Origin of the sequence: Massilia sp. IC2-278, from assembly GCF_020708045.1 — a bacterium.
Taxonomy (GTDB): Bacteria; Pseudomonadota; Gammaproteobacteria; order Burkholderiales; family Burkholderiaceae_D; genus Telluria.
On sequence record NZ_JAJFES010000015.1, the window covers coordinates 90,839 to 116,649 of the forward strand.

Here is a 25,811-nt window from a genome sequence, read left to right on the forward strand (position 1 = left end):
TCCCCGCGGATATTTCACGCGATCAGAACTTGTGCCACAGGCGCGCGAAATAGGCCGCGCCGTTCAGGCCGAACTGCACGCTCTCGTACTTGAAGCCGTTGTCGGTTTCGTTCTCGTCCTGCGTGGTCGGCTTGACGTTGAAGATGTTGGTCGCGCCCAGGGTCAGCCTGGTATTCTCGCTGTACGACCAGCTGAACGAGAGGTCGGCCGAGGTCTTCGCCTTGTAGTAGGCGTTCGGCACCGGCGGGCCCGAGAAGGTGCCGAGCGTCTGCGGGCCGAAGTGGATGATGCGGAAGTCCGACCCGAATTTACCGAGGCTGTATTCGAAGCCGAGCGTGGCCTTGCGGCGCGGGCCGCCCTGCTCGATGAACAGGCGTTCGCGTTCCGACAGCAGCACGTCCTCGAAGCCGGCCAGGGCGCTTGGCGCGTGCACGCCAGCCACTTCGGTCTTGCTGAAGTTCAGGGCCAGGAAGGTGTTCAGGCGGCCGGCGCCCAACGGCATGCGGTGCGCGGCCGTGATGTCCAGGCCCTTGGTTTCGGTGTCGACCGAGTTGACGAAGAACTGGGCCTGGCCCACGCCCAGCGTCTGCAGCGTGGCGCCCAGGGCCGGGTAGTTGTCGGCGTCGAAGCGGCCCGACAGCACGATGCGGTCGTCGATGTCGATGCGGTACAGATCGGCCGTGACGGACGTGGTCTGCGACGGCGTCCAGGTGGCGCCGACGGTAAAGCTCTTCGACTTTTCTTCCTTCAGTTTTGGGATGCCGGCAGCGTTGGCCACCGGGCCGCCGTTCGGCGCCAGCACCACGTCGAGCGGCACGCCGCTGACGAAGTCGGTGAAGGTGGAAGAGAAGTAGACCTGCTGCAGCGACGGCGCGCGGAAGCCGGTGCTGGCCGAGGCGCGCAGCAGCACGTCGCCGCCGAGCTTGAAGGCGGCGGCCAGCTTGCCGTCGGTGGTCGAGCCGAAGTCGGAGAAGCGCTCGTGGCGCAGCGCGGCCTGCACTTTCAGGCGCTCAGTGACGTCGGCTTCGAGATCCAGATAAGCGGCGGTGCTGTGGCGGCTGCGCTTGGTGGCGTCGCCCGGCTGGAAGCCCGGGAAGCCCTGGCTGCCGCCGGCGCCGCCGATGCCCACGCCGTCGGCGTCGATCCAGGAACCCTGTTCGCCCGAGAAGATGCGGTATTGCTCGTTGCGGTATTCGAAGCCGAAGGCGGCGTTCAGGCCGTTCAGGACGTTGCCGTAGTAGCGGCTGAAGTCGGCGTTGGTGGTCAGCTGGCGGAAGTCGAAGCCGCCGGCGCTGAACGAGCTCGGGCTGATGCCGGCGCCGCCGTTCGTCAGGTCGAGGTTCGCGATCGAGGCGTTCAGCGTGTTGGCGATGGTGTAGTCGAGGCGGTTGTAGCCGTAGGTCTGGGAGAAGTCGCCGCTCCATTCGCCGAGCTTGGTGCGGTAGCCGGCGGTGGCGTAGCGGTCCTTCAGGTCGCCGTTGATGAAGGGGACGAAGCCGTTCGGGTACATGGCGGCCGAGTTGCGGGTCGGGATGTCGTCGGTGCCCAGGCCGCCGCGCGCAAAGGCGGCGCTCGACGCGTCGCGGCGCTGCACGCCGCCGGTGAGGTAGAGCTTGCCCTCGCCGAGTGCGACGTCGCCATTGATGTAAACCGTTTGGTTTTCGGTCTTGCTGTCGCCGATGATGCGCGGGTTGCCTTCCTCGGCGCGGTTCGAGCGGCCGCGGTACAGGTATTCGGTGGTGATGCCGAAGCTGCCACCGGCCACCGGGATGCCGCAGTAGGCCGATGCCAGGTAGTTGTCGCCGTCGCCTTCCTTGTACTGGCCCCAGCCGGCCACCGCTTCGCAGCCCAGGCTTTTCTTGAGTTCGATGTTCATCACGCCGGCGATGGCGTCCGAGCCGTACTGGGCGGCGGCGCCGTCGCGCAGCACCTGCACGTTACGGATCGCCATCAGCGGGATCGCGTTCAGGTCGGTGCCGGTGTTGCCGCGGTTGCGCGCGCCGAACAAATTGACGAGGGCGGTGGTGTGGCGGCGCTTGCCGTTCACCAGCACCAGGGTCTGGTCGGAACCGAGGCCGCGCAGGGCGGCGGAATCGACCAGGTCGGCGCCGTCGGCGCCGCTCTGGCGGGTCGAGTTGAACGAAGGGGAGATGTTGGTCAGCGTCTGCGACAGGTCGAACTGGCTGCCCTGTTCGGCCAGGCGCGTCATCGGGATGACGTCGACCGGGACCGGCGTGTCGGTGCTCGATGCGGCGCCGGTGCGGCGGGTGCCGACCACGTGCACGCTTTGCATCGTGGTGTTCTCGGCCGCTTCAGGCGTGGCGGTCTGGGCAAAGGCCGGGGGAACGAAGGCGGCCAGGGCGCTGCTGCCATACAGGCCAAGCAGCACGGCGCGGCGCAATTGAGTCGGTTTGAACACGCACATCTCCAGTTAGGCAAACTTGCATGCTAGCCAATATTGGCAGACTCAACTACTGGGTGTGTCTGAAACACAACGGATGCACCGAAATGGCGTGGATGACAATGCCGGGTGCATGGTTTCGGTGCAGGTTTTCGTAGGGTGGACTCCCGAGTCCACGCTGTGCATGGCATGCATCTCGAATATTTAACCGTGGTACAGCGTGGACTCAGGAGTCCACCCTACGAACATCAACAGCATGTAGGGTGGGTTCTCGAACCCACCAATACAACGGACGATCATTCGACATGCATGCGGTGAATGGTGGGTTCGAGAACCCACCCTACGCGATTACGCGGCTTTGCCTTGCAATGCCTCGCTACGCAACACCTTCGCCGCCTCCACCATGTTGCGCAGCGCCGCCCGCGTCTCAAGCCAGGCCCGGGTCTTCAGGCCGCAATCCGGATTCACCCACAAATTCGCCGCCGGGATCACCTCGGCCGCCTTGCGCATCAGCCGGGCGATGTCGTCCACCGACGGCACCCGTGGCGAGTGGATGTCGTACACGCCCGGCCCGATCGCGTTCGGGTAGGCGAAGTCGCCGAACCCGCGCAGCAGTTCCATGTCCGAGCGGCTGGTTTCGATGGTGATGACGTCGGCATCCATCGATGCGATCCCAGGCAGGATGTCGTTGAACTCGGAGTAGCACATGTGGGTGTGCAGCTGGGTCGTATCCGCGATGCCGGACGCCGAAATGCGGAAGGCGCGCGCGGCCCAGCCGAGGTAGTCGCGCCAGGCAGCGCGGCGCAGCGGCAGGCCTTCGCGGATTGCCGGTTCGTCGATCTGGATGATGCCAATGCCGGCCGCTTCCAGGTCGCGCACTTCGTCGCGGATCGCCAGCGCGATCTGCAGGGCGGTGGTCGAACGCGGCTGGTCGTCGCGCACGAACGACCATTGCAGGATCGTGACCGGGCCGGTCAGCATGCCCTTCACCGGACGCGTGGTGAGGCTTTGAGCGTAGGCGGTCCAGGCCACCGTCATCGCGGTGGAACGGGCGACATCGCCGAACAGCACCGGCGGCTTCACGCAGCGCGAGCCGTAGGATTGGACCCAGCCGTTGGCCGTAAAGGCGAAGCCGTCGAGCTGCTCGCCGAAGTACTCAACCATGTCGTTGCGCTCGGCCTCGCCATGCACCAGCACGTCGATATCGAGGGCTTCCTGTTCGCGCACGGCCTGTTCGATCTCGCGCCGCATCGCCGCTTCATAGCCGTCCTGCACCAGTTCGCCGCGCTTGAAGGCGGCGCGTGCGGCGCGGATGGCGGCCGTTTGCGGGAAGGAGCCGATCGTGGTGGTCGGGTACAGCGGCAGGTCGAAACGATCCTGCTGCGCGGCCTGGCGCACGGCGAAGGGACTCGATCGGCGGTCGGCATCCGCCGCGAGCGTGTCGACGCGTTCCCGCACGGCGCGCTTGCGCACGCGCGGGCTGTTGGCGCGCGCTTCCACCGCCGCGCGCGAGGCGCACAGTTCCAGATAGACGCTGCCGTCGCCTTCGACCAGGGCATTGCGCAGGATGCGCAGTTCGTCAAGCTTTTCCGCGGCGCCGGCGAGCCAGCCGCGCAGTTCGACGTCGATGGCGGCGTCTTCGCGCAGCGACAGCGGCACGTGCAGCAGCGAGCACGATGGCGCGAGCCAGAGTTCGCCGCGGCGGCGCTGTGCTAGCGGCTTGAGGCAGGCGAGGGCGCGATCGAGGTCGGTGCGCCAGATGTTGCGGCCATCGACGATGCCGACCGAGAGCACCTTGTTATCGGGCAGCCAGTCGGTCACCGATTGCAGCTCGTGGGCGGCGCGTACGCCGTCGACGTGCAGGCCGGCCACCGGCAGCTTGCAGGCGATGCTCAGCTGGCCTTCGAGCGGCGAGAAGTAGGTGGCCAGCAGCAGCGGCAGGCCGGCCGTGGCCAGCGTGTGGTAGGCGCGTTCAAAGGCGAGCAGCCAGGCGCCCGGCAGGTCCAGGCCGAGGATCGGTTCGTCGACCTGTACCCATTCGGCGCCGGCCGCTTTCAACTGCACCAGCAGCTGCACGTAGGCGGGCAGCAGGGTGTCGAGCAGGTCGAGCTTGTCGAAGCCGTCCTGCCTGGCTTTGCCGAGCCAGAGGAAGGTCAGGGGACCGATCAGCGCCACCTTGACCTTGTGGCCCAGGGCCCGGGCTTGCGCCATTTCGGCCAGCAGGCGCTCGGGCGCCAGCGCGAAGCTGGTGGCGGCATCGAACTCGGGGACCAGGTAGTGGTAGTTGGTGTCGAACCACTTGGTCATTTCCAGTGCCGGCTTGCCGCCTTGCTGGCCGCCGCAGCATCCTGCGCCGTGCGCGTGTGCTTCCTCGTTTGCCACCTCGTTTGCCACCCCGCGGGCGAGGGTGAAGTAACGCGCCAGCGCCGACTCGCTGCCGTCAAAACCGAAGCGCGCCGGCTCGCAGCCGAACAGCTGGATGTGGTTCGCCACATGATCGTAGAAGGCGAAGTCGCCGACAGTGACGAAGTCCAGCCCGGCGTTCGCCTGCTGCTGCCAGTGGCGCGCACGCAGTTCGGCGGCGGTCGCTTCCAGTTGCGCTTCGCTTGTTTCGCCGCGCCAGTGGCGTTCGAGGGCGAACTTCAGCTCGCGTTGCAGGCCGATGCGTGGATAGCCTAATGTATGAATCTTGATCATGATAAATCCAGTTCGTATGAATGATGCTAACGATTTTCGTCAGAACTCATGCATAATTCAAACGAAAAAATTTCGACTAAACGTGAAAATCATTCATGGCTACTTCCATTCTTGAACTGCGCCACCTGCGCACCCTGCTGGCGCTGAAAGAGGCCGGCACCATCTCGCGCGCCGCGCAATTGCTCAACGTGACGCAGTCGGCGCTGTCGCACCAAGTGCTGGCGCTGGAGCGGCAATACGAGACCGGGCTGTTTGAACGCAAGTCGTCGCCGGTGGCGTTTACGGCTGCCGGCCAGCGCTTGCTGGCGCTGGCCGAGCAGGTCTTGCCGCACATCGGCGCGGCCGAGCGCGACCTGGCGCGCCTGACCAGCAACGCCACCGGGAAGCTGCGCATCGCGGTCGAATGCCATACCTGCTTCGACTGGCTGATGCCGTCGATGGACGCGTTGCGTGCGCGCTGGCCGGAAGTCGAGCAGGACATCGTGTCGGGCTTCCAGGCCGATCCGATCGGCCTGCTGCACCAGGACCGCGCCGAGGTGGCGATCGTGTCGGAGCTGGACGAGAGCGAGACCGACGTGGACTTCCATCCGCTGTTCGAGTTCGAAATGGTGGCGATCCTGCCGCTGAACCATCCGTATCTCGCCAAGCCTTATCTGGTGGCGCAGGATTTTGCGGGCCAGGCCCTGATCACCTACCCGGTGCCGGACGACATGCTGGACCTGGTGCGCCAGGTGCTGCGCCCGGCCGGCGTCGAGCCGCCGCGGCGCACGACCGAGTTGACGGTGGGGATGCTGCAGCTGGTGGCCAGCGGACGCGGACTGGCGGCGCTGCCGCTGTGGGCGGTGAACGGCTACCTGGAGCGCGGCTACGTGGCGCGCTCGCGCATCGGGCCGGAGGGCTTGACGGGGCGCCTGTATGCGGTCACGTCGAAGCGGCTGGCGGGAAATGCCTGCCTGGTCGATTTCGTGCAGGTGATGCGCGAGACGTCCTTGCTGGCCTTGCCGGGGATTACCTTGCTGTGAGCGGAGCACGCCCATCCGATAGCGGCGTTGTTAGTAGGGTGGGCCGGGCCACGAATGGCACTTGTGCCCACGCGGTCTGACCATCGGCATGCTCGGCAGCCTTTGAGCTGGCCTGCAATCTTCCCGATCCCGGGAAGTTGTGAAGGTATGCTGGAGTACGACCGCGTGGGCACAAGTGCCCACCCTACATAAAAACGATGTTATGCGCCGCGGCTCACCAGCCCGCCCACCAGCACGGCATCGCCTTCCAGCGCAGTACGGATGGAGCAGGATTGGCCGGTGGCGCGGCCCTGGCGCACGTTCACACTCTGGCCCAGCAGCAGCGTGAGCGCCCCCGCCGCCACGCCGGTGGCGCTGTCTTCCAGCGCCGGTTCGAGGTGGTTGAAGTTGCGGCCCTCGACCTCGCCATCGCCGGTGCGGCACCAGACGTAGCAGCCGTTCACGCCGGCGTTCCTGCTCCAGACGTGGATCAGCGCCAGGTCAGGTTGCAAGCCGTACAGCGTGCCGACATCGGCTACTTCCAGCAGCAGCTTCGGGCTGCCGACCGACAGCACGCGCGGCGCGCTGGCCAGCACCAGGTCGGCCGCCGCCAGCAGGCGCAGCGGCAGGGCGGTATCCAGCTCGAGCGCGGGCGCTTGCTGGCGCTCCAGCCGCACGAACACCGTATCGCCGAGGCGCGACAGGACCAGCGGCTGGCCGTGCATCGCGGTCTTGACCGTCAGCGGCGCAGCGGCCCCGTGCCGCTCGAACAGCAGCGCCGCCGCCGCCAGGGTGGCGTGCACGCACAGCGAACTGCGCATGTGCGGATAGACGTAATCCAGCACCGCGGCCACATCGGGGGCATCGCCGGGGTCGACGAACACACAGGTCAACCCGCGCTCGCGCGCCAGCGCCCGGCGCCAGCCCGGGTTGCCGTTTCCTTCCTCGACGACCAGCGCCGGGTTGCCTGCTCCAGGCTTTTCTCCAAAACAATCGAACTCATGAACACGCATTGCTGATCCTTGCCAAATTTACCTCGTCAGTTATACTGTGTTTTTATACAGTAGTTTTGTGCGGTTTGCACGTTTAATTTTTGTCACCCCCGTTTTTCTCAAGCCCAGTCAAGAATGCCTTTACCTTCCGATCCATCGATGCAGGGCCTGCCCGACTATGCCGAGCTGTTCTGCCTCTCGAACTTCTCCTTCCTGCAAGGCGCCTCGCATGCCGAGGAGCTGGTGGCGCGGGCGGTGAAGCTGGGTTACGCGGCGCTGGCGCTTACCGACGAATGCTCGCTGGCCGGCGTGGTGCGCGCCCATGCCGAGGCCAAGAAGGCGGGGCTGCCCTTCGTCGTCGGCGCCCATTTCCACCTGCAGGAGCCGGACGGCAGCCCGGCGCTGTCGCTGATCCTGCTGGCCCGTAACCGCAACGGCTACGGCAACCTGTCCGAATTCATCACGCTGGGCCGCACGCGCAGCGAAAAGGGAACCTACTTCCTCACCCCGGGTGACATCGCCGACCCGCAAGGCGAGCTGGCGCACCTGAAGGGCATGCCCGACTGCCTGGCGATCCTGCTGCCGCGCTATCCCGGCCACGACCAGGCCGGCGTCGACCGCCTGCACGCGCAGGCCGCGTGGATGATCGAGCAGTTCGGCAACCGGGCCTGGATCGGCCTGACGCTGCTGCACCGCGCACTCGACGAAGCGCACCGCATCACGGTGGAAGAAGTGGGCTGGCAGCACGGCCTGCCGATCGTCGCGCTCGGGCACGTGACGATGCATGTGCGCTCCCGCAAGCCCCTGCAGGACACGCTCACCGCCACCCGCCTGAACAAGCCGGTGGCCGAATGCGGCTATGGCCTGGCGCAGAACGCCGAGCAGCACCTGCGCGCGCGCCTGCGCCTGGCGAACATCTATTCGAAGGAAGCGCTGAACGAGACACTGCGTATCGCTTCGGCTTGCACCTTTTCGCTCGACGAACTGCGCTACGAGTACCCGAACGAAGTGGTGCCGCCGGGGCAGACGGCCAGCAGTTTCCTGCGCAGCGAAACCTATATCGGCGCGCACCGGCGCTTCCGCGAGGGTATCCCGGCCAGGGTGCAGGCCCAGATCGAGCACGAGCTGGCGCTGATCGCCGAGATGGAATACGAACACTATTTTCTCACCGTGTACGACATCGTGCGCTTCGCCCGTTCGCAGGAAATCCTGTGCCAGGGGCGGGGATCGGCCGCGAATTCGGCGGTCTGCTACTGCCTCGGCATCACCGAGGTCGATCCGGCGCGGGCGAACCTGCTGTTCGAACGCTTTATCTCGAAAGAGCGCAACGAGCCGCCGGACATCGACGTCGACTTCGAACACCAGCGCCGCGAAGAGGTCATCCAGTACATTTACGCCAAGTACGGACGCATGCGCGCGGCGCTGGCGGCGGTGGTCATCAGCTACCGCCCGAAAAGCGCGCTGCGCGACAGCGGCCGCGCGCTCGGCATCGACCTCGCCATCATCGAAAAAGTGTGCAAGAACCACCACTGGTTCGACAGCAAGGAGAACCTGCTGATGCGCCTGGGCGAATGCGGCCTCGATCCGGATACGCCGCTGTCGCTGCAGTGGGCCACGCTGGCGCAGCAGCTGCTGAACTTTCCGCGCCATTTGTCGCAGCACCCGGGCGGCTTCGTCATCGCGCGCGGCAAGCTCTCGCGCCTGGTGCCGATCGAGAACGCCACCATGGTCGACCGCAGCGTCATCCAGTGGGACAAGAACGACCTCGAGGAACTCGGCCTGATGAAGGTCGACGTGCTGGCGCTGGGCATGCTGTCGATGCTGCGGCGCGCGCTGGCGCTGGTGAGCCTGCGCCACGACATCGTCTTCGAGATGCAGGACATCCCGCCCGACGACAAGGCGACCTACGACATGATCTGCGCCGCCGACACGGTGGGCGTGTTCCAGATCGAATCGCGCGCGCAAATGAGCATGCTGCCGCGCATGAAGCCGCGCGTCTTCTATGACCTGGTGATCGAGGTGGCGGTGGTGCGGCCGGGGCCGATCCAGGGCGGCATGGTGCATCCTTACCTGCGGCGGCGTCAGGGACTCGAACCCGTGGTGTATCCGAGCGAGCAGATGAAAGTGGCGCTGGAGCGCACGCTCGGCGTGCCGATCTTCCAGGAGCAGGTGATGCAGGTGGCGATCCTCGGCGCCGGCTTCACGCCGGGCGAGGCCGACCAGCTGCGCCGCGCGATGGCGGCCTGGAAGCGCAAGGGCGGCCTGGAACACTACTACGACCGCATCGTACGCGGCATGCTGGAGCGCGGCTACGACCTGGCCTTCGCCGAGCAGATCTTCAGCCAGATCCAGGGCTTCGGCGAATACGGCTTCCCCGAGTCGCACGCGGCCAGCTTCGCCTTGCTCGCCTATGCCAGCTCCTGGGTCAAGTGCCACGAGCCGGCCGCCTTCCTCTGCGCGCTCCTGAACAGCCAGCCGATGGGCTTCTACAGCCCCTCGCAACTGGTGCAGGACGCGCAGCGCCACGGCATCGAAGTGCGGCCGGTGGATGTGAACATCAGCGGCTGGGATTCGACGCTGGAAGAACTGCACGACCGCACGCGCCAGCCGGCCGTGCGCCTGGGTCTTTCGCTGCAGCGCGGCATGAGCCGCGAAGCGGTGGCGCGCATCGAGGATGCGCGCGCGATCAAGCCATTCGACAGCGTGGCCGACCTGGCGCGCCGGGCAGGGTTGGACCGCAGCGACCTGCAGGTGCTGGCCGGCGCGAATGCCCTGCGTTCGCTGGCCGGGCACCGGCGCGAAGCCTTGTGGCAGGCGGTGGGTGCGGTGCCCGACCGCGATTTGCTGCGTCCGACCACGGTGGATGAGGAGATGCCAGCGCTCGCGGCGCCGAGCGAGGGCGACGAGATCGTCGGCGACTACCGCGCCCAGGGGCTGACGCTGGGGCGGCATCCGCTGGCGCTCTTGCGCAAGCAGCTGCTGAAGCAGCGCTTCATGCCGGCGTCCGTATTGAACGAGTACGCCGACGGCCAGCTGGCGCGCGGCTGCGGCATCGTTACCGTACGCCAGCGTCCCGGCACCGCCAAGGGCGTGCTGTTCGTGACGCTGGAAGACGAGACCGGCAACGTGAACGTGATCGTCTGGCCCGACCTGGTCGAGCAGCAGCGGCGCGAGGTGCTGGGGGCGCATCTGCTGGGCGTGTACGGGGTCTGGCAGAGCCAGGGGCAGGTGAAGCACCTGGTGGCCAAGCGGCTGGTGGACATGTCGCATTTGCTGGGCAGGCTGGCGACGAACAGCCGGGATTTTTGCTGAGGCGGACAAGCGGCCGCGCCGCCTGCCCGCAGACGGCATGGCGTGTTACCGGATCGGCCGCATGCCGCAGATGCGCGGCGCCGCCTCCGGTTCCACGGCAGGCGGCTGCGCCATCTGGCGCAGCAGGCAGTCGTGCAGCCCGGACAGCTCGGGCAGCGTGTGAACCAGGTCCCAGGTCCGCGAGGCGGCATCGGCTTCATCGGCAGGATGCGCCGCCTGCGCCATCCGGCTCCAGGCCAGCGCCGCCGCATTCACTTCCCGTATTCCGGTGTCGGCGAGCCAGTCAATGACCACCGCGCGCTGCATGTCCCAGGCCAGCCAGTGCCGCTGCTGCTCGCTCGCGCCCTCCGCATGCAGCGCCAGGAAGCTCTCCAGTATCCCGCTCATGGCCACGGCAAGCTGCGATACGAGTTCGGGCGCCTGCGGCAGCAGCGGCTCGCGGCAAGCGTTGGCCAGCCAGTGCTCGGCCACGGGAACGAGTCCGGCCTCGAGCCAGACCAGCCTGCCATCGGGCTTCGTGGACAGCACGAGGAATGCGGGCAGTTGCAGGCCGGCCGCGGCCAGGCTGGCCAGGTCCTGGCGCACGCGGTTGTCGGTGGCGGTGGCGTCCTCCATGGGCTCTCAATCTCCGGCGGCGGCAAGCGCTTGCCGATGCCGCGCCTCCAGGCCGGGATGGCCGCGCAAGGCCGCCAGCAGCCTCGGGCCCTGGGCGGCGCAGCGCAGGCTGGCGATGAAGCGCGGGTGGTCCAGGGGCGCGCCGCGTAGGGCCAGCGAGACCAGCATGTCGGCCCTTTGCACGATGAATTCGGTTTCGCCGTTGTACAGGTCGAAAGGCCTGGCCGCGCATGCTGCGCACAGGGCCTGTTCCTGCAGCGAACCGAGGCTGGCGCCGGCATCCAGCAGCATCTCGACCAGGGTCTCGTCGAGCGTCGACACCGCCGCGAGCAGGGCGTCGTCGAGCGCGGCGGCGTCGGTCACGCCGTGCTCGAGCAGCCAGGCGACGGCATCGTGGGCGGCGTTCGATGCGGCCGCCGCCAATGCTTGCGGCCCGGCCAGCGCCAGGTCGGCGCCGCGCGTGGCCAGCTGTTCCAGCATCTGCGCATTGTCGGCGCGTGCTGCCGCCGTGAGCACCGTGGCGGACTCCCGATGCAGATCGAGGCCGGCTGCGCGCAGGCGGTCGATGAGGGCGAGGTAGCCGGCGTTGCTGCGGCCCTCGGTGTACCAGGGCGCATCGCGCGCCGGCGAGTGGACGCCTTCGGCCAGCACGTCGAGTGCAGCGGGAACCAGGTCCGTGAGCCGGACGCCGCGCGCCAGCGCCAGGTCGAGCGCGGCGCTGTCGGCCCAGCGGCAGGCGAGACCGGCATACGCCTGCCAGAACGCCGCGCGCCAGTGCGCGTGGTCTTCCCCGTTCCAGCGCAGCGCCTCGCGCAGGCTGGCCAGGGGGCCGAGCGCGAAATGCGCGAGCGCCGGGTCGCGCGCCAGGTCGTGTTCCATGAGTGCCGGGCAGGGACCGAGCAGGCCGGCCGTATCGGCAAGGGCTGCGGGCCAATCGGTATATGCGCTGTCGTCGTCCAGGTCGTCGAGCACGCCGACCGCCAGCCGCAGGTCGAAGTCGTAGCCGCTCACGCAGGCCAGCAGGGCGCCCAGCTTCAGGGGCGCCGGCAGCGTGGAGGTGGCGACGAAGGAGAGCAGGGCGTCCTGGTATTCCGGCGTCGCATGGCCCGGGTTCAGGTAATGCGCCTGCGCCGCGTCCTGCCAGCGGCCGTGGATCGCATCCAGGTCGGTGCAGCCGTCGAAGACGCGATGCCAGTCGAGAAGATTCATGGGTCGGTTCGTTGGAAAAAGTGGAGGCTCATCGGCGCTGGAAAGCGCCTTCCCTCAGCTATAATAAATTGCTTTTTAGAAACTGCAATATCTTCCTCATCGGAGACCAGCATGGCTACCCTGACCGGCCCCGCCGCCGTTGCCGTACCCGCCACTGCAACTGCCACTGCTACCGGTGTGCGCGTCCTCGACGCCGCCGGGATCGATGCGGTGCGCACAAGCGTGCAAGCCTGGCTCGACAGCCATGGCGTGGTGGAGCTGGCGCGCCTGTCCGACCGCATGCTGCTCACGCGTGCCACACTGTTTCCGGTGACGAAGCTGCAGCTGCGCACCCGCTACGAAACCCGCAGCGTCGCCAGCAAGACGGAGGCCCTGCAACGCGGTGCGGTTCCCGAAAAACGGAACTTCAGGGACGACGGTTTTCCGATCTGGGACCACATCGCCGGCGCCAGCGCCGCCGACATGCAACCCGGCGTGTTACCACCCGCGGTCACGAAAAAGGTGCGCTATTCCGACCTGGCCAAGGATTGCGCCGCCTGCGGTGCGGCCGGCAGCACGCGCTGCGCCAAGTGCGGCGGGCAAGGGCAGACGGCCTGCCGCTCCTGCGGCGGCGGACGTGAAGTCGACTGCAGCGCCTGCAGCGGCGCTGGCGAAAAGAAGTGCTGGACCTGCAACGGGCATGGCGAGCGCAAATGCGATGGCTGCCGCTCCGGGACGCGCCACAACGGCGAGCGCTGCACGCTGTGCCATGGCCGCGGCTATACCCGCTGCAACGAATGCCGCGACGGCATCAAGGCCTGCGGCGCCTGCTCGCGCCGGGGCAGCGTCCGCTGTGCCACCTGCGACGCGGCGGGACAGGTCCGGTGCGGCGGCTGCAGCGGCGAAGGCAAAATCGCCTGCACGCCCTGCGCGGGCAGCGGCACGCTCGTCACTTCGCTGCACCTTACCGCCAGCCATGCCGAAAAGCTGGCGGACGCCTGGGTCATGCCGCCCGAGTATGCCGCCATGGTGCCGGAAGAAGTCTCCGCCTGGCTGCAGCGGCATGTCGAGATCGGCGCCGCCTGCGAACTGTCGGCGCAGCAGTTCGACGGCGCACCTGGCTTGGCGCAGGGCGCGGCCGCTACGGCGCTGGGCCAGGCCGGGCAGCGCCTGGTCGAGGAGTCGAAGCGCCACGTGCGCTACCGCTCCAACCTGGAACGCGTCGACGTGTCCGGCGGGCCGGTGGAACGCATCGTCCGCCAGTGGTACAGCGAGTATGCGCTGCCGCTGGTGAAGGTCGATTACCTGTTCGACGGCGGGGTGCTGACTTTATGGACCGTCGCGCCCGGCCTGGCGACGGCTGACCACGAACAGGGCTACGCCAGGAAAGGCAGCGCGGTGTTCGCTTCCGAAGGCCCGGTGGCCGACTACGCCGGGCAGGGGCTGGCTGCCGCCGCAGCGGCCCTGGAGAACGGCAGGCTGGGGGAGTGCGGCCGTCTCGCCCGCGGCCTGCTGCAAGCCTTTCCGGGTTTGACGCAGGCGGCATCGCTGCAGGCGGCGGCCGTCCGCTCCCAGCGCATCTGCGCGTCGATCGGGTCGCTGCTTGCCGTGGCGGGCGCCGTGGTCCTGTACATGGCCACGGCGCCCATGCCACCGTCCGCCGTCGCCATGGCCGGCATCGGCTGCGCCCTGCTGGCGGCCGCGGCGCCGTTCGCGTTCAAGCGTGTCGTCTACGGGACGCGGACGGCCGCGCTGCTGGCGCAGTGCGCGCTGGTCGGCGCCATGCTGGTCCCGGCGGTCGCAGGCATCTAACGCGGCGTATCGCGGCGGTCGGTGAAGTAGCGAACCGAGCCCGGATGGCTGCGCGCGTATCGTCCGTGTTCCATCCACGGGAAAGCACGCCATGGCCACCGATTTCGACCGTACCGACAACCAGCACCGCCCACCCCTGGGCGCCACCCACGCGCCCACGGGCAAACCCCTGATCGTGACGCCGACCTTTGTGAGCCGCGTGGACGCTACCGCGCGCGGCGAACGCCCGCAGGACAGCGGCGCCTCGAAAAGCCGCCATGGCCACGAGGTGCATTTCCCGAACTGGCGCCCGCACGCGCTGGCGCTGGAAGGCGAGCCGAACCTCGCCTTCGAGCACTGGGACGAATACTGGCGCAAGGTGCATGGCCCGAAGTTCGCCTGGGACGAGCCGGGCAGCTCGTCGGCGGCCGTGCTGCGCTACGACCAGGTGCACCGCATCGCCTCCGGCCCATCCTCCTTCTTCGCCCCGCCTTACCGCGCGATGGTGACGGACGAAGGCAGGCTGCCCGACGATCCGGAAAAGCGCGTCCCGCCTTACGATCGCCCGCGCTGGGACGGCTTTGCCTACATCGCCTATGCCGACGAAGACGACATCGAGCGCACGCTGGGCCAGGACAAGTTCGACAAGCGCATCGTGGCCGACGAGCAGGTGGCCTTCCGCATGGTCACGCGCGAGATCACGCGCGAATACATCCTGATACCGAGCGCGCGCCACCGCGATCCGGTGAGCCTGGTGATGATCCACATGCGCGCATCCCACCTGTCGCGCGAGGCTTTCCAGGAACGCCTGCTGGGCGAGCATGCCCGGCTGGTGCTGGCCCAGCCGGCCACGCGCGAATTCGTGCGCCGCTACGCCCAGCTGCACAACATCGGCTCGACCCAGAAAGACCCCGAGGGCAGCCGGATCGACGCGGTGTCGGTGCTGTCGTTCGCGTCGCTGAACGACGTCGAGGATTACGTCGTCAGCGACGATTACGCGGCCATCCAGGCCTCGTACGATGCGCTGCTGGGCGAGGGTTCGGAGTGGTGGACCGGCATCAACTACAGCGTGATCAACCGTTTGATGCCGGAAGTGGCGACCGCGCTGCCCGCGTCCGGCGCACAGGATCAGGCCTGATCCTGCCTGCCCTCGGGCAGGCGCGCCACCACCTTGATCTCGAACTGGAAGCCATACAGCCAGGTCACGCCGACCGCGGTTACGGTGGGGTGAGGCGGGCCGCCCCAGAATTCCTGGGCCACGCCCCAGATTTGTTCGAAGCGCGTTTCCGGGTCGACGATGAAGATGGTCACGTCGACCACGTCGTCGAAGCTGCATTCCGCCGCCGCCAGCACGGCGTTCAGGTTCTGGAAGGCGCGCCGCACCTGAGCGTCCAGTTCCGGCTCGGGCGACCCATCCTCGCGGCTGCCGACCTGGCCCGAGACGAACAAGAAGCCGCCCGCGCGCACCGCCGGCGAATAATGGTTCTTTTCATATAAAGCCTGGCGTCCGGCCGGGAACACGACGTCGCGTACTGTCATTGCTGTCTCCTTTGGTGAAGCCGGCAATGCGCCGGCCGATGACAGCATTCTGCCTGCCCAGGGATCGCGGATAAACGGGCAGTTTTGTGCAAGACTGTTTGTATAATCCAAATAATCAAACAGGAGGCGGCGTGGACAGGTTCGACGCGATGCGGGTCTTCGCCAGGGTGGTCGAAGCAGGCAGTTTTACGAAGGCGGCGCAGACCCTGCACATGAACCGCACCACGGTGACCCAGCTGGTGCAGCAGCTCGAAGCGCGCCTGCGCCTGAAGCTGCTGAACCGCACCACGCGCAAGGTGGGCGTCACGGCCGACGGCGCCGCGTATTACGAGCGCATCGTGCGCCTGTTGGCCGACCTCGAGGATGTGGAGACCAGCCTGCCGAATGCGCTGGCGGCGCCCAGCGGCGTGCTGCGCGTCGACGTGCCGAGCCCGTTTGCGACGATGATCCTGATACCGGCGCTGCCCCGCTTCCACGCGCGCTATCCCGAGATCCGCTTCGACCTCGGCGCCAGCGACCGCAAGGTCGACCTGGTGGGCGAGAACATCGACTGCGTGGTGCGCGGCGGCGCCGTGACCGACGGTGCGCTCATCGCCCGCCACATCGGCGACCTGCGCCTGGGCGTGTACGCGGCGCCAGCCTACCTGGCCCAGGCCGGCATGCCAGGGCATCCGCAGGAGTTGCTGGACGCGCGGCACCGCATCGTGCGCTTTCGCTGGTCGCGCAACGGCGCCTTTCCGTATGCGATGCACAAGGACGGCGAGATGGTGCAGATCGGCGGGCGCCACGTGCTGTCCATCGACGATGGCAACGCCTACCTGGCGGCGGGGCTGGCCGGCCTGGGCGTGCTATGGCTGCCCGACTACATGGCGCGCGGGCATGCGGAGGCGGGCAGGCTGCTGCCCCTGTTCGAGGATTGGCGCATCGACCCGATGCCGCTCTACGTGGCGTATCCGCCGAACCGCCATCCCAGCAAGAAGCTGCGCGTGTTCATCGACTGGATGGGCGAGCTGATGGCCGAGCACGCGCCGCTGGCGCAGCGCGCCGGCGCGTGATAGCGGAAGCGGCGGAAGCGGCGGCGCGCCTGATTGTGAGGCAGGGCTGCCCCCGACTCAACTATGCGACAGGGCATTCCCATAGCCGCTATGATGACTTGTCAAAATCACCATCAAGGACAAGTCCATGTCTTCTGTCGTTACGGCCGGTTCGGCCTACCGAAGCCCGCCCGGCCGGCTTCACACCATCCTGCTTGCCGGGAGCGTTCCCCTGTTCCTCGGCGCATTGCTGAACGATATCGCCTACTACCAGAGCTACCAGATCCAGTGGAGCAATTTCGCTTCCTGGCTGCTGGCTGGCGCCGAACTCTTCTGCGGGCTGGCGCTGCTGTTTGCCCTGATTAACCTGGTGCGCGCGCAACGCAAGGGCGGCTATCCGCTGACCTATTTCCTGTTGCTGCTGGCAACCTTCGTCCTGGGCCTGATCGATTGCTTCCAGCACGCCAAGGATGCCTGGGCCGTGATGCCGGCCGGGCTGGTATTGTCGGCCATCGTGTTCCTGCTGAGCTGCCTGGCGGCCTGGGTGGGCCTGACCCCACGCACGGGAGGTGTGCAATGAAACGTTCGAACGCACTCGCATTCGTGAGCATGGCGCTGCTGCTCGGCGCATGCGGCGAAAAAGGCGCCGACACCCAGGCGCGCGGCCCCGATCCCAAGCTGCCGGAACAGCAGCGCGGCCTGCTGCCGAGCATGAAGATCGCCGAGCCGACGCCCTGGGGCGACCAGAAGCCGACCGTGCCCGAGGGCTACAGCGTCACGGCCATCGCCACCGACTTGCAGATTCCACGCCAGACCCTGGTGCTGCCGAACGGCGACATCCTGGTGGCGGAAGGGCGTGGCGGCAGCGCGGCCAAGCTCAAGCCGAAGGACGTGATCGCCGGCTACATCAAGGCCAAGGGCAACACCAAGGTGAAAAGCGGCAACCGCCTGACCCTGCTGCGCGACGCCGACGGCGACGGCACCTACGAGCTGAAGACCGTCTTCGCCGAGAACCTGAACGCCCCGTACGGCCTGGCGTTCGCGAACAACAAGCTGTACGTGGCCAACCAGGACGAGCTGGTCAGCTTCGACTACCAGGAGGGCCAGACGAAAGCCGCCGGCGCCCCAACTAGCGTGGCCAAGCTGCCGTCCGAGATCAACCACCACTGGACCAAGTCGCTGACCGTCAGCGCCGACGGCCGCTTCCTGTACGTCGGCATCGGCTCGAACAGCAACATCACCGAGCGCGGCATGGAGGCCGAACTGAACCGGGCCGAGGTGTGGCAGATCGACGCCGCCAGCGGCGCCCACAAGCCCTACGCCACCGGCATCCGCAACCCGACCGCCCTGGCCATGCACCCGGAAACCGGGCAGTTGTTCTCGGTGGTGAACGAGCGCGACGAGCTGGGTCCGGACCTGGTGCCGGACTACCTGACCTCGGTGCGCGAAGGCGGCTTCTACGGCTGGCCGTACAGCTACTGGGGCCAGAACGTCGACCCGCGCGTCAAGCCGGGCGACCCGAAGAAGGTGGCCGCCGCCATCAAGCCCGACTACAGCCTGGGCTCGCACGTGGCCGCGCTGGGCCTGTCGTTCTCGCAGGCCGCGATGGGCGACAAGTTCGCCAGCGGCGCCTTCGTTGGCGAGCACGGCAGCTGGAACCGCGACCAGCCGGTGGGCTACAAGGTGATCTTCGTGCCGTTCGCGAATGGACGTCCGTCCGGCCAGCCGATCGACTTCGTGACCGGCTTCCGCACGGAAGAGGGCAAGACGCGCGGACGCCCGGTCGGCGTCACCGTCGACCCGCGCGGCGCGCTGATCGTGGCCGACGACCTGGCGAATACGGTGTGGCGGGTGACGCGCAACCGCTAACCGCAGGTTGCCTGAAAAGCCGGAACAAGCCGGACACCAACTGGTGTCCGGCTTGTTCCATTTCCATTGCCATTGCCATTGCCAGGCATCGTGCGGCATGCCGGCGGCGTCGGCACATTTTTATTTCTTGAATGCATCCAGGGTGTAGACTCGTTCTTCTTGAACAATTTGTGCAGCGAGAACACCAGGATGGACGCGAATACCCGCAAGCTGGAACGCATTTTCGACCAGACGATTACCTACCAGATCCCCTTGTTTCAGCGTCCCTATGTCTGGAAAAAGGACGATAACTGGGAGCCGCTCTGGGAAGACATCCAGACCCTGCTCGACAAGCATCTGCGCGGCGCAAAAGTACACGCGCACTTTCTCGGCGCGGTCGTGCTCGAGCAATTGCCGAACCCGACCGGGTCGATCGAGAGCCGCCAGGTGATCGATGGGCAGCAGCGATTCACGACCTTGCAGTTGTTCCTGATGGCGGCGCGCGATCTGGCAGGCTTCCATCGTACGAACAAGTACGTCGAGCGATTCACCGACCTGGTAGCAAACCGGCGCAGCAGGATCGATCACGATGACGAGGTATTCAAGGTCTGGCCGACGAACAGCAACCGCGCGGCGTTCCGGCTTGTGCACGAGGCGGGTTCGCCCGAAAAAATAAACGAGGCGCTCAAGCGCTCGCGCGACGTCGACGAGCATGCGAATAACATCATCGGTGCGTACCGCTTCTTCCACACCCAGTTGGCGGACTGGTTCAAGGGACGCCTGGATGACGATGCCGATGCGGAACTGCTATCGAAAAAAACGGTCGACGACCGCTTCGATTCGCTGTGGCATGTCGTGAAAGAGTGCCTGCAGGTCGTCGTGATCGATCTCGACAAGGAGGATGAAACCCAGGTCATTTTCGAGACGCTGAATGCGCGCGGCGAGGACTTGCTGCCGGCTGACCTGATCAAGAACTTCCTGTTCCGCCGGGCTGCCGCCGACAACGAAGACGTCGAGAGGCTGTATGACAACCACTGGCATCAATTCGAGACGAGCTGGTGGCGCGAGGAAGTCAAGCAGGGACGTATCAAGCGGCCGCGCGTCGATGTGTTCATCAGCCATTACCTGACGATGATGATGCGCGAGGAGGTCAAGGCCTCGCATTTGTTCAATGCCTTCAAGGCCTTCGTGATGCGTCCGGAGGAGATCGACGGTTCGCTGCTGGTCGTGCCGAAAACGGCTGCGGACCACATCGCCCAGCTGTCGCGCTATGCCGAGGTCTTCAAGGCCCTGTTCGCACCAAACCATCACGCTCGCCTGCAGACTTTCCTGCTCAGGCTGGAAGCCGTCGATACGACGACGGTCTTTCCGTTCCTGCTGTATGCCTACGCGGAACTGGTGCCGCATGCCACGTCCGAGTTCGACGCCATCCTGGTCCTGGTCGAGTCCTACCTGATGCGGCGTATGATCTGCCACCTCACCGGGAAGCACTACAACCGTTACTTCGTCGACCTGATCCGGACGATCGACCGCAACGGCAAATTGAGCGCGGCCGCCGTCTCCGAACACATGGCGAAGAGCGGTGCGGACAGTATCCGCTATCCGGACGACCAATCCGTATCGACCGCCCTGGCGGAGTCGCCTCTCTACGGCCGTCTCGCACAGGCAAAGGTGAGGGCAATCCTGGAGGCGTTGGATGCCCATGCGTATGCCAGCAAGAGCGAAGCCCAGGCCTTGCCGCCGGACCTGACCATCGAACACGTGATGCCGCAAGCCTGGGCCGCCCACTGGCCCCTCGGGAAAGACGATGTGCTCGACCCTGTTACCGGAGCACCCGATCCGATCAGGGAACAAAAAGCGCGCCAGCGCCGCGAGCGCCTGATCAACACGCTGGGCAATCTGAGCCTGATCACGGGTAGCCTGAATCCGTCGTTATCGAATGCCGCTTGGGCCGACAAGCGTCGCGAGCTGCTGAAATTCAGCAGGCTCAATCTCACCCGTTACTTCCATGAAGCAGAGGCCGATGACTGGAATGAAGCGGCGATCGAGCGGAGGACGGCGTATTTGAGTGAGCAGGTGATCCAGATCTGGCCAGGGCTGGTCCAGGCTGGCGCGGAGACGCTACCACGGCATCCTGCATCCGCCGCTCCTGCGCTCGCCTCGGCCAGCCAGAACGATTACCTGGCAGTGCCCCTGGCTGCCGGAGCGGACCGGCTGCAGGCTTGTCCTGATTCCGGCGACCCGCCGTTCGTACCTGCCCTTCCAGGCTATACCGGCAGTGCGCCGAGCGCGTTCGCGTGGCGCGTTATCCATATGCTGAAAGACCACGGTTTCAAGGTTGACGTGACGACCCAGGGGCCGAACAGCCAGCGCAAGACCTTGCATATCAGCTGGCGCAATGTCCGGATTGGGCAGATGAGCGCAGGTCTTTGGGGACGGAAGCGTCCGTATGCCTGCCTGTACCGCTTCTGGAAGGACACGGCGCCGTTTTCCATCGCCAAGGCCCCTCATGGGTTCGACAAGCAGGTGTTTGCCACCGAACACGGATGCGACCCGGACCTGCTTCACGTCAACAGCGACTACAGCGGCTCCTATCTGTATGTCCAGGACGAAGCGACGAGCCTGCACCTGATGCAGGAATGGGCGAGGAAGATCGATGCCGCTTTCGGCGCTGGCGGTTCTCCCATCAACTGAGGCGCGCACCAGGCCGCGCTGATAGCGGCCCGGCATCATCGATTCATGCGCACCGATACGATATGTCGGCAAGCATGTCGCCTTCTAGAGACGCGGCATCGCGCGTCGACCGCTTCCTTGCCTATACTGGAGATTCATCCGTTTCGCATTGGGAGTAAGCCATGAAGACAATGTATCCGGTACTCGGCGCCCTGGGCGCCGTACTCGTGCTGGCGAGCGGCTCCGCGCTCAGCCAGTCGCTCAAGAAAACCGACGGCATCCTGACCGATGCCGCGGGCATGACGGTCTATACCTTCGACAAGGACACGGCCGGCTCGGGCAAGAGCGCCTGCAACGGCCAGTGTGCATCAATGTGGCCGCCGGTGCCGGTCACGGGCGGCAGCGTCGCCTCTCCGTACTCGACCGTCACGCGCGACGACGGCTCGAAGCAGCTGGCCTACAAGGGCAAGCCGCTCTACCTGTACGCCAAGGACGCCAAGCCTGGCGAACGCAAGGGCGACAAGGCGATGGATGTTTGGCACGTGGTCAGCGACTGACCACAACGCCGCTTACTGCGCCCAGTAATCCAGCACCAGCGAGCGCGCCAGGCTCGCGCCCAGGGTGTCGACGAAGCGTGCGTGCGCCGGGTGCACCAGGTAGCCGTCGCGCGCCTCGGCGCTGGCAAACGTCAGCGTGAAGCAGTGGGTGAAGCCGTCGTTCAGGCCTTCCGGGCTGACGTTGGTGCCCCATTCGTAGGAAACGATGCCCGGGATGGCGCCGGGCAGGGTGGCGAAGTCGGCGACCACGGCATCGACTTGCTCGGGCGTGGCGTCTTCCTTGAAGGCGAACAGAACGACGTGGCGCAGGGTGGCGGAAGCGTTGGCGGTCATGGAATGGAAGGTGAATAAAAAGATAAGCAATCTTACACGCCCCGGCTGTTCCGTGCGCGCCCCATGCATGCGCGTGCCGCGTCCGTTACGAAGCGTGTAGAGTGCGCGGACCGATAAGCCAAAGGAGCACGCCATGTTCAGCATCGAAGACTTCGCGCAGTTGCAGTTCCTGGTCGGCCGCTGGCGCGGCGAAAGCGCCGACGGCAAGCCCTTCTTCGAAGAGTACGACCATCCCGAAGCCAAGGTGTTCCAGTCGCACCGCTACGCCGACGAGAGCTTCGCCGAGCGCACCGACGGCAGCACCATCGCCTACGAGGACGGCGAAGTCACCTCGACCTGGGGCGACTTCACCTGGCGCGCGTCGAGCATCGGCGCCGACAGCGCCGTCTTCGAGCCGGTGAACGCACCCAGCCGCTTCGAGTGGCGCCGCGTCGACGAATCGACCCTGGAAGCGCACCAGCGCTGGACGGCCGAAGGCAAGGAGCAGCAGCACACGATCCGGATGACGCGCGTGATCAAGATCTGAGCCTGGCCGCGGCGCCAGCCGCCCTTATTTACTGCCTGTCTCGCCCGCCGCCGCGTCGATTGCGGCGCGTTCCAGCCACCTGCGGTAGGAGCCGTAGTGGTGGATCACGAAGCCCCCGAAGGGCTGCATCGCGCCCACGCTGCGCGCCGTCGCGCCGAGTTCGCGCTCCATGTCGGCTTCCTTCAGGTGGTGGAAGGAGACCTTCTTGATCGCGTTCGGCAGCGTCTCGACGCCGATCAGCACGCGCTTCTCGATGCGCTCGGCGTAGCGCAGCTCGTCCATCGCATGGCTGACGATACCGTCGCCTCCGGCCGCCTTGTCGCGGTAGTCCATCAGCGCCACGTAGTCGTAGATGTCCTGCACGTGCTGGCTTACCGGCTTGGTTTGCCCCTTCCATTCGATGTGCAGGCCGTCGAGCCAGAACGGGATCGCCGGCCCCATCGGCAGGGCCTGGCCGGAGGCGCGCTTGGCCTCCATCAGCGCATCCGACAGCGCCACGAATTCGCCCAGCAGCGCCACCTTGCGGGTCGACCACTCGTCGAGGATGTGCGGCTCGATGTCGACGTTGATGCCGTCGAAGCGTTCCTCGGGCGCGGCCGCCTTGTTGTAGTCGAGGACGCGCTGCAGCATGGCCAGGGCTTCCTTGCGGTGCCGGGGCAGCACGTAGCGCTCGGTATTCAGGTAGCCCGAGCCGAGCAGGGCGTAGGCCTTCAGGCCGGACGCATGCAGGCGCCGCACCAGGCGCCGGTAGAGCTGGGGCTGGTCTGCGATCGCGTTGCGCTTGCCGAAGGCGTCGGCGTACAGGAAGACGGTGCCGATTCCCTTCGATTGCAGGAAGCCGATGGCGCGGCCGGCCGTGGCCGGGTCGTCCAGCATCGCGTACGAGTCTTCTTCCCAGGTCCAGATGGCGCGCGGGCCGATGCGCTCGGCGGCCTGGGCGCCCAGGGAGACCAGCGCCAGCGACAGGATGGCAAAAAAACGTTTCACAGGCGCGTCTCCACATGGTATTGGCCGACGCCGAGCGGGCGGCCGGTGTCGGGGTGCGAGGGCAGGACCGAGACGAAGTAGCTGCCCGGCGCCACCTTGCGCAGGTCCGGGCGCAGGGCGATCGTCGCCGTTTCTCCCGGCGCCAGCGAGCGCGCCGGGGCGGCGGTTTCGAGCAGCTCCAGCCCGTGCTCGTCGGTGATCACCAGCAGCGGCACAAAGGCCGGCGAGGCATCGGCGCCGTGGTTGGTGAAGGTGGCTTCGAACACGACGCCGGCGCCGGCGGCGCGGCGCAGCTTCGTCACGCCCAGGTCGCCGGCATTCGCCGCCAGCGCGGTGCCGCGTAGCGTACGTTCGCCGCCGTAGCCGGCCAGGCGCGCATCGCTTTGCGGCCGCAGTTCGGCGCTGCGCCCGGCGATGGCGTTCGCTTCCAGGAAGTCGCGGAACTGGGCCTGGGCGCGCGCCAGGGCGCCGGCGTCGCCGTTGCGGTCGAGCTGCATGCCGTCGCCGATGGTGTAGAGCCGGTTCTGCGCCAGGTAGGCGGTACCCGAGACGAAGTCGCTCATCTCGGTCTTGGTCTGCTTCAGCGGGATCACGTGCAGGTTGCGGAAGGCGGGCTCGGTATCGAGGCCGGTGCCGATCCAGGTCACGTCCTGCGGCGACTTCAGGCCATGGCGGTTGGCCAGGTAGGCCAGCAGCGAGGGCGCGATGTCGAACTGCGAGGAGATGGACTTGACCAACAGCGGCTTTTTGAGCAGCGGCGAATGCACGATCAGCGGCACGTGGTAGCGCTCGATGCGCGTGTCCATCGGCAGCTCGGGCAGGCGGTGGTCGCCGGTGACGATGAAGATGGTGTTCGCGTAGTCCGGCAGCTGCGCGGCGCGCTCGAAGAACAGGCGCAGGGCGTCGTCGGTGTACAGGATGCTGGCGAAGATGTCGCGGTTGTTCTGGTGGACCGGGGCAAGCGCGAGCTTCAGTTGCGCCAGGCGCTCGTCGACGCGGCGCAGCCAGGCTTCCTTGCCGGGGAAGGTGAAGGGGCTGTGCATGCTGGTGGTCTGGACGATCGCGACCGCCGGGCCGGCGGGCGCTTTCGCTTCGCGTGCGGCGGCCACTTCCATCAAATCGCGGTCGGCGTAGCCCCAGTCGTTGCTGCGCCGGTAGGGCGGGCCGAAATCGCGTTCGCTGACGATCGTGTCCACGCCCTGTTGGCGCAGGAAGACGCCTTCGTTGTCGAATTCCAGGTTCGAGCCGGAATAGAAGCGCAGCCCGTAGCCCTGGCTTTTCAGGACCGACAGCAGCGAGTCGTGGCGCGGCAGCCTGTCGCCGAGCGCGGCCAGGCCGTTCTCGCCGAAGGGGAGGGAGCCGAAGACCGTGGTCAGCACGCCGAAGGTGCGGCCCTGGCCGGACAGGAAGTTTTCGAAGTACAGGCTGCGCCCGGCCAGCTCGTCGAGGAAGGGCGTGAAGCTGCCCAGGCGCGCGCCGGGACCGGAAAAGCTGCGGCCCAGGCCTTCGACGATGACGAAGACCAGCTTCGGCGGCGGCGTGCCGGGGCGCGTGTGCAGCAGCGGGCCGAGGGTGTCGGGCGTGCGCTCGGCGTGCACGAAGGGGTAGCGCGGGTCCTGGCCGGACCAGGGCGTTTGCGCCTTGGCGTGCGGCGCGACCGGTGCGACGCTGTCATGCAGGCGCGCCAGGTTGCTGTCGATGAAGAAGGCGGTCTTGTTCAGCAGGTAGTCGAGGTCGGCGTCGGTGCGCGCCACCGGCGGCGCGAAGCGCTGCGGCAGCAGGACGTGGGCCAGCAGGCTCGCCGCCACGACAAGGTAGCCTGCGCGCGCGCCCGCGCGCGGCCACCAGGGGCGCACGCTCAGTGCGAGCAGCGTCCACAGGCAGGCCAGCGCCGCCATCGTGGCCACGCCCAGCAGCGGACTCAGGGCCCAGCCGCCGGCAACCGTGGCACCGACTTCGCTCGCCGAATACGCGAACAAATCGGCGCCGAGCGGCACGCCCGCGACCCAGTGGTATTGCAGCAGGGCGGCATGGGCCAGCAGCAGCACGCTCCACAGCAGGCCGAGGGCGGCGCTGCGCCAGCGCGGCGAGGGAATCAGGGCCAGCGGCAGGGCGCCGAGCAGGAACACGCAGGCGAAGCGCAGCAGCGACAGCAGGTCGTTGCCCAGGCCCGCGCCGAACAGGCTCGATTGCGGCACGCCGGCGCCGCTGGCGTGGATAGCCTCGGCGACGCGCAGGCAGAACCAGGCCGCCACCAGGGCCGGCAAGGCTTGCAGCGGAAAGGCGAGCGCGCGTCCCAGGCGCTCGGCCATGGAAG

General features: G+C 66.9%; 19 protein-coding genes. 10 read left to right on the plus strand and 9 right to left on the minus strand.

Going from position 1 to position 25,811, the window contains the following annotated elements; genetic code table 11:
• Positions 1–22 precede the first annotated feature (22 nt).
• Both LK540_RS21150 and metE read right to left on the minus strand, forming a co-directional pair.
• On the minus strand, positions 23–2,419 hold the full coding sequence (locus LK540_RS21150; RefSeq protein WP_229439301.1) for a TonB-dependent receptor domain-containing protein: 2,397 nt from the start codon (positions 2,417–2,419) through the stop codon (positions 23–25).
• Between the two features lie 330 nt (positions 2,420–2,749).
• Positions 2,750–5,098 carry a 5-methyltetrahydropteroyltriglutamate--homocysteine S-methyltransferase gene (gene metE, locus LK540_RS21155; RefSeq protein WP_229439302.1) on the minus strand — a complete coding sequence of 783 codons (2,349 nt, stop codon included), beginning with the start codon at positions 5,096–5,098 and terminating at the stop codon, positions 2,750–2,752.
• A gap of 95 nt (positions 5,099–5,193) precedes the next feature.
• Here metE and LK540_RS21160 point away from each other — a divergent pair, with 95 nt between their 5' ends.
• Positions 5,194–6,120, plus strand: a complete 927-nt coding sequence (locus LK540_RS21160) for a LysR family transcriptional regulator (RefSeq protein ID WP_229439303.1) — start codon at positions 5,194–5,196, stop codon at positions 6,118–6,120.
• Positions 6,121–6,320: 200 nt separating this feature from the next.
• Here LK540_RS21160 and LK540_RS21165 read toward each other — a convergent pair whose 3' ends face one another.
• The gene (locus LK540_RS21165) at positions 6,321–7,112 is read right to left on the minus strand and encodes a PhzF family phenazine biosynthesis protein (RefSeq protein WP_229439304.1); all 792 of its coding nucleotides are present in this window, start codon (positions 7,110–7,112) and stop codon (positions 6,321–6,323) included.
• Positions 7,113–7,226: 114 nt separating this feature from the next.
• Between LK540_RS21165 and LK540_RS21170 the strand changes: the two genes are divergently transcribed.
• Positions 7,227–10,403: an error-prone DNA polymerase gene (locus tag LK540_RS21170; RefSeq protein ID WP_229439305.1), complete on the plus strand. Its 3,177-nt coding sequence runs from the start codon at positions 7,227–7,229 to the stop codon at positions 10,401–10,403.
• A 45-nt stretch (positions 10,404–10,448) separates the two neighbouring features.
• On the opposite strand, the gene LK540_RS21175 is transcribed toward LK540_RS21170, so the two are convergent.
• The gene (locus LK540_RS21175) at positions 10,449–11,018 is read right to left on the minus strand and encodes a hypothetical protein (RefSeq protein ID WP_229439306.1); all 570 of its coding nucleotides are present in this window, start codon (positions 11,016–11,018) and stop codon (positions 10,449–10,451) included.
• A gap of 6 nt (positions 11,019–11,024) precedes the next feature.
• Complete coding sequence (locus tag LK540_RS21180; protein ID WP_229439307.1) at positions 11,025–12,227, minus strand: hypothetical protein; 1,203 nt, start codon at positions 12,225–12,227, stop codon at positions 11,025–11,027.
• Between the two features lie 111 nt (positions 12,228–12,338).
• Here LK540_RS21180 and LK540_RS21185 point away from each other — a divergent pair, with 111 nt between their 5' ends.
• Together LK540_RS21185 and LK540_RS21190 are read left to right on the plus strand one after the other, a co-directional pair.
• Positions 12,339–14,018, plus strand: coding sequence for a hypothetical protein (locus tag LK540_RS21185; protein WP_229439308.1), 1,680 nt, complete (start codon positions 12,339–12,341; stop codon positions 14,016–14,018).
• Between the two features lie 91 nt (positions 14,019–14,109).
• Positions 14,110–15,135 (plus strand): EthD domain-containing protein, encoded by a 1,026-nt coding sequence (locus tag LK540_RS21190; RefSeq protein ID WP_229439309.1) that lies wholly within the window; start codon positions 14,110–14,112, stop codon positions 15,133–15,135.
• Here the strand turns inward: LK540_RS21190 and LK540_RS21195 are convergent.
• The gene (locus tag LK540_RS21195; protein ID WP_229439310.1) at positions 15,126–15,536 is read right to left on the minus strand and encodes a RidA family protein; all 411 of its coding nucleotides are present in this window, start codon (positions 15,534–15,536) and stop codon (positions 15,126–15,128) included. The genes LK540_RS21190 and LK540_RS21195 overlap by 10 nt on opposite strands.
• Positions 15,537–15,667: 131 nt before the next feature.
• On the opposite strand from LK540_RS21195, the gene LK540_RS21200 reads away from it, so the two are divergent.
• The 5 genes from LK540_RS21200 to LK540_RS21220 all read left to right on the plus strand — a co-directional run bounded on the left by LK540_RS21200 (position 15,668) and on the right by LK540_RS21220 (position 21,648).
• The gene (locus LK540_RS21200; RefSeq protein WP_229439311.1) at positions 15,668–16,591 is read left to right on the plus strand and encodes a LysR family transcriptional regulator; all 924 of its coding nucleotides are present in this window, start codon (positions 15,668–15,670) and stop codon (positions 16,589–16,591) included.
• A 127-nt stretch (positions 16,592–16,718) separates the two neighbouring features.
• Entirely contained in the window at positions 16,719–17,150 is a 432-nt protein-coding gene (locus tag LK540_RS21205; RefSeq protein WP_229439312.1) for a DUF2231 domain-containing protein, read from the plus strand.
• Positions 17,147–18,439, plus strand: coding sequence for a sorbosone dehydrogenase family protein (locus LK540_RS21210; protein WP_229439313.1), 1,293 nt, complete (start codon positions 17,147–17,149; stop codon positions 18,437–18,439). The genes LK540_RS21205 and LK540_RS21210 overlap by 4 nt, the downstream gene beginning before the upstream one ends.
• Positions 18,440–18,628: 189 nt before the next feature.
• Entirely contained in the window at positions 18,629–21,112 is a 2,484-nt protein-coding gene (locus tag LK540_RS21215) for a DUF262 domain-containing protein (protein WP_229439314.1), read from the plus strand.
• Between the two features lie 161 nt (positions 21,113–21,273).
• The gene (locus LK540_RS21220) at positions 21,274–21,648 is read left to right on the plus strand and encodes a hypothetical protein (RefSeq protein ID WP_229439315.1); all 375 of its coding nucleotides are present in this window, start codon (positions 21,274–21,276) and stop codon (positions 21,646–21,648) included.
• A 12-nt stretch (positions 21,649–21,660) separates the two neighbouring features.
• Here LK540_RS21220 and LK540_RS21225 read toward each other — a convergent pair whose 3' ends face one another.
• Entirely contained in the window at positions 21,661–21,981 is a 321-nt protein-coding gene (locus LK540_RS21225) for a Dabb family protein (RefSeq protein ID WP_229439316.1), read from the minus strand.
• 133 nt (positions 21,982–22,114) lie between these two features.
• Between LK540_RS21225 and LK540_RS21230 the strand changes: the two genes are divergently transcribed.
• On the plus strand, positions 22,115–22,507 hold the full coding sequence (locus tag LK540_RS21230) for a hypothetical protein (protein ID WP_229439317.1): 393 nt from the start codon (positions 22,115–22,117) through the stop codon (positions 22,505–22,507).
• A gap of 24 nt (positions 22,508–22,531) precedes the next feature.
• Here the strand turns inward: LK540_RS21230 and LK540_RS21235 are convergent, their stop codons facing one another.
• Together LK540_RS21235 and LK540_RS21240 are read right to left on the minus strand one after the other, a co-directional pair.
• Positions 22,532–23,494, minus strand: a complete 963-nt coding sequence (locus tag LK540_RS21235; RefSeq protein ID WP_229439318.1) for a hypothetical protein — start codon at positions 23,492–23,494, stop codon at positions 22,532–22,534.
• On the minus strand, positions 23,491–25,806 hold the full coding sequence (locus tag LK540_RS21240; RefSeq protein WP_229439319.1) for an LTA synthase family protein: 2,316 nt from the start codon (positions 25,804–25,806) through the stop codon (positions 23,491–23,493). Before LK540_RS21240 ends, LK540_RS21235 begins: the two co-directional genes overlap by 4 nt.
• Between the last annotated feature and the right edge of the window lie 5 nt (positions 25,807–25,811).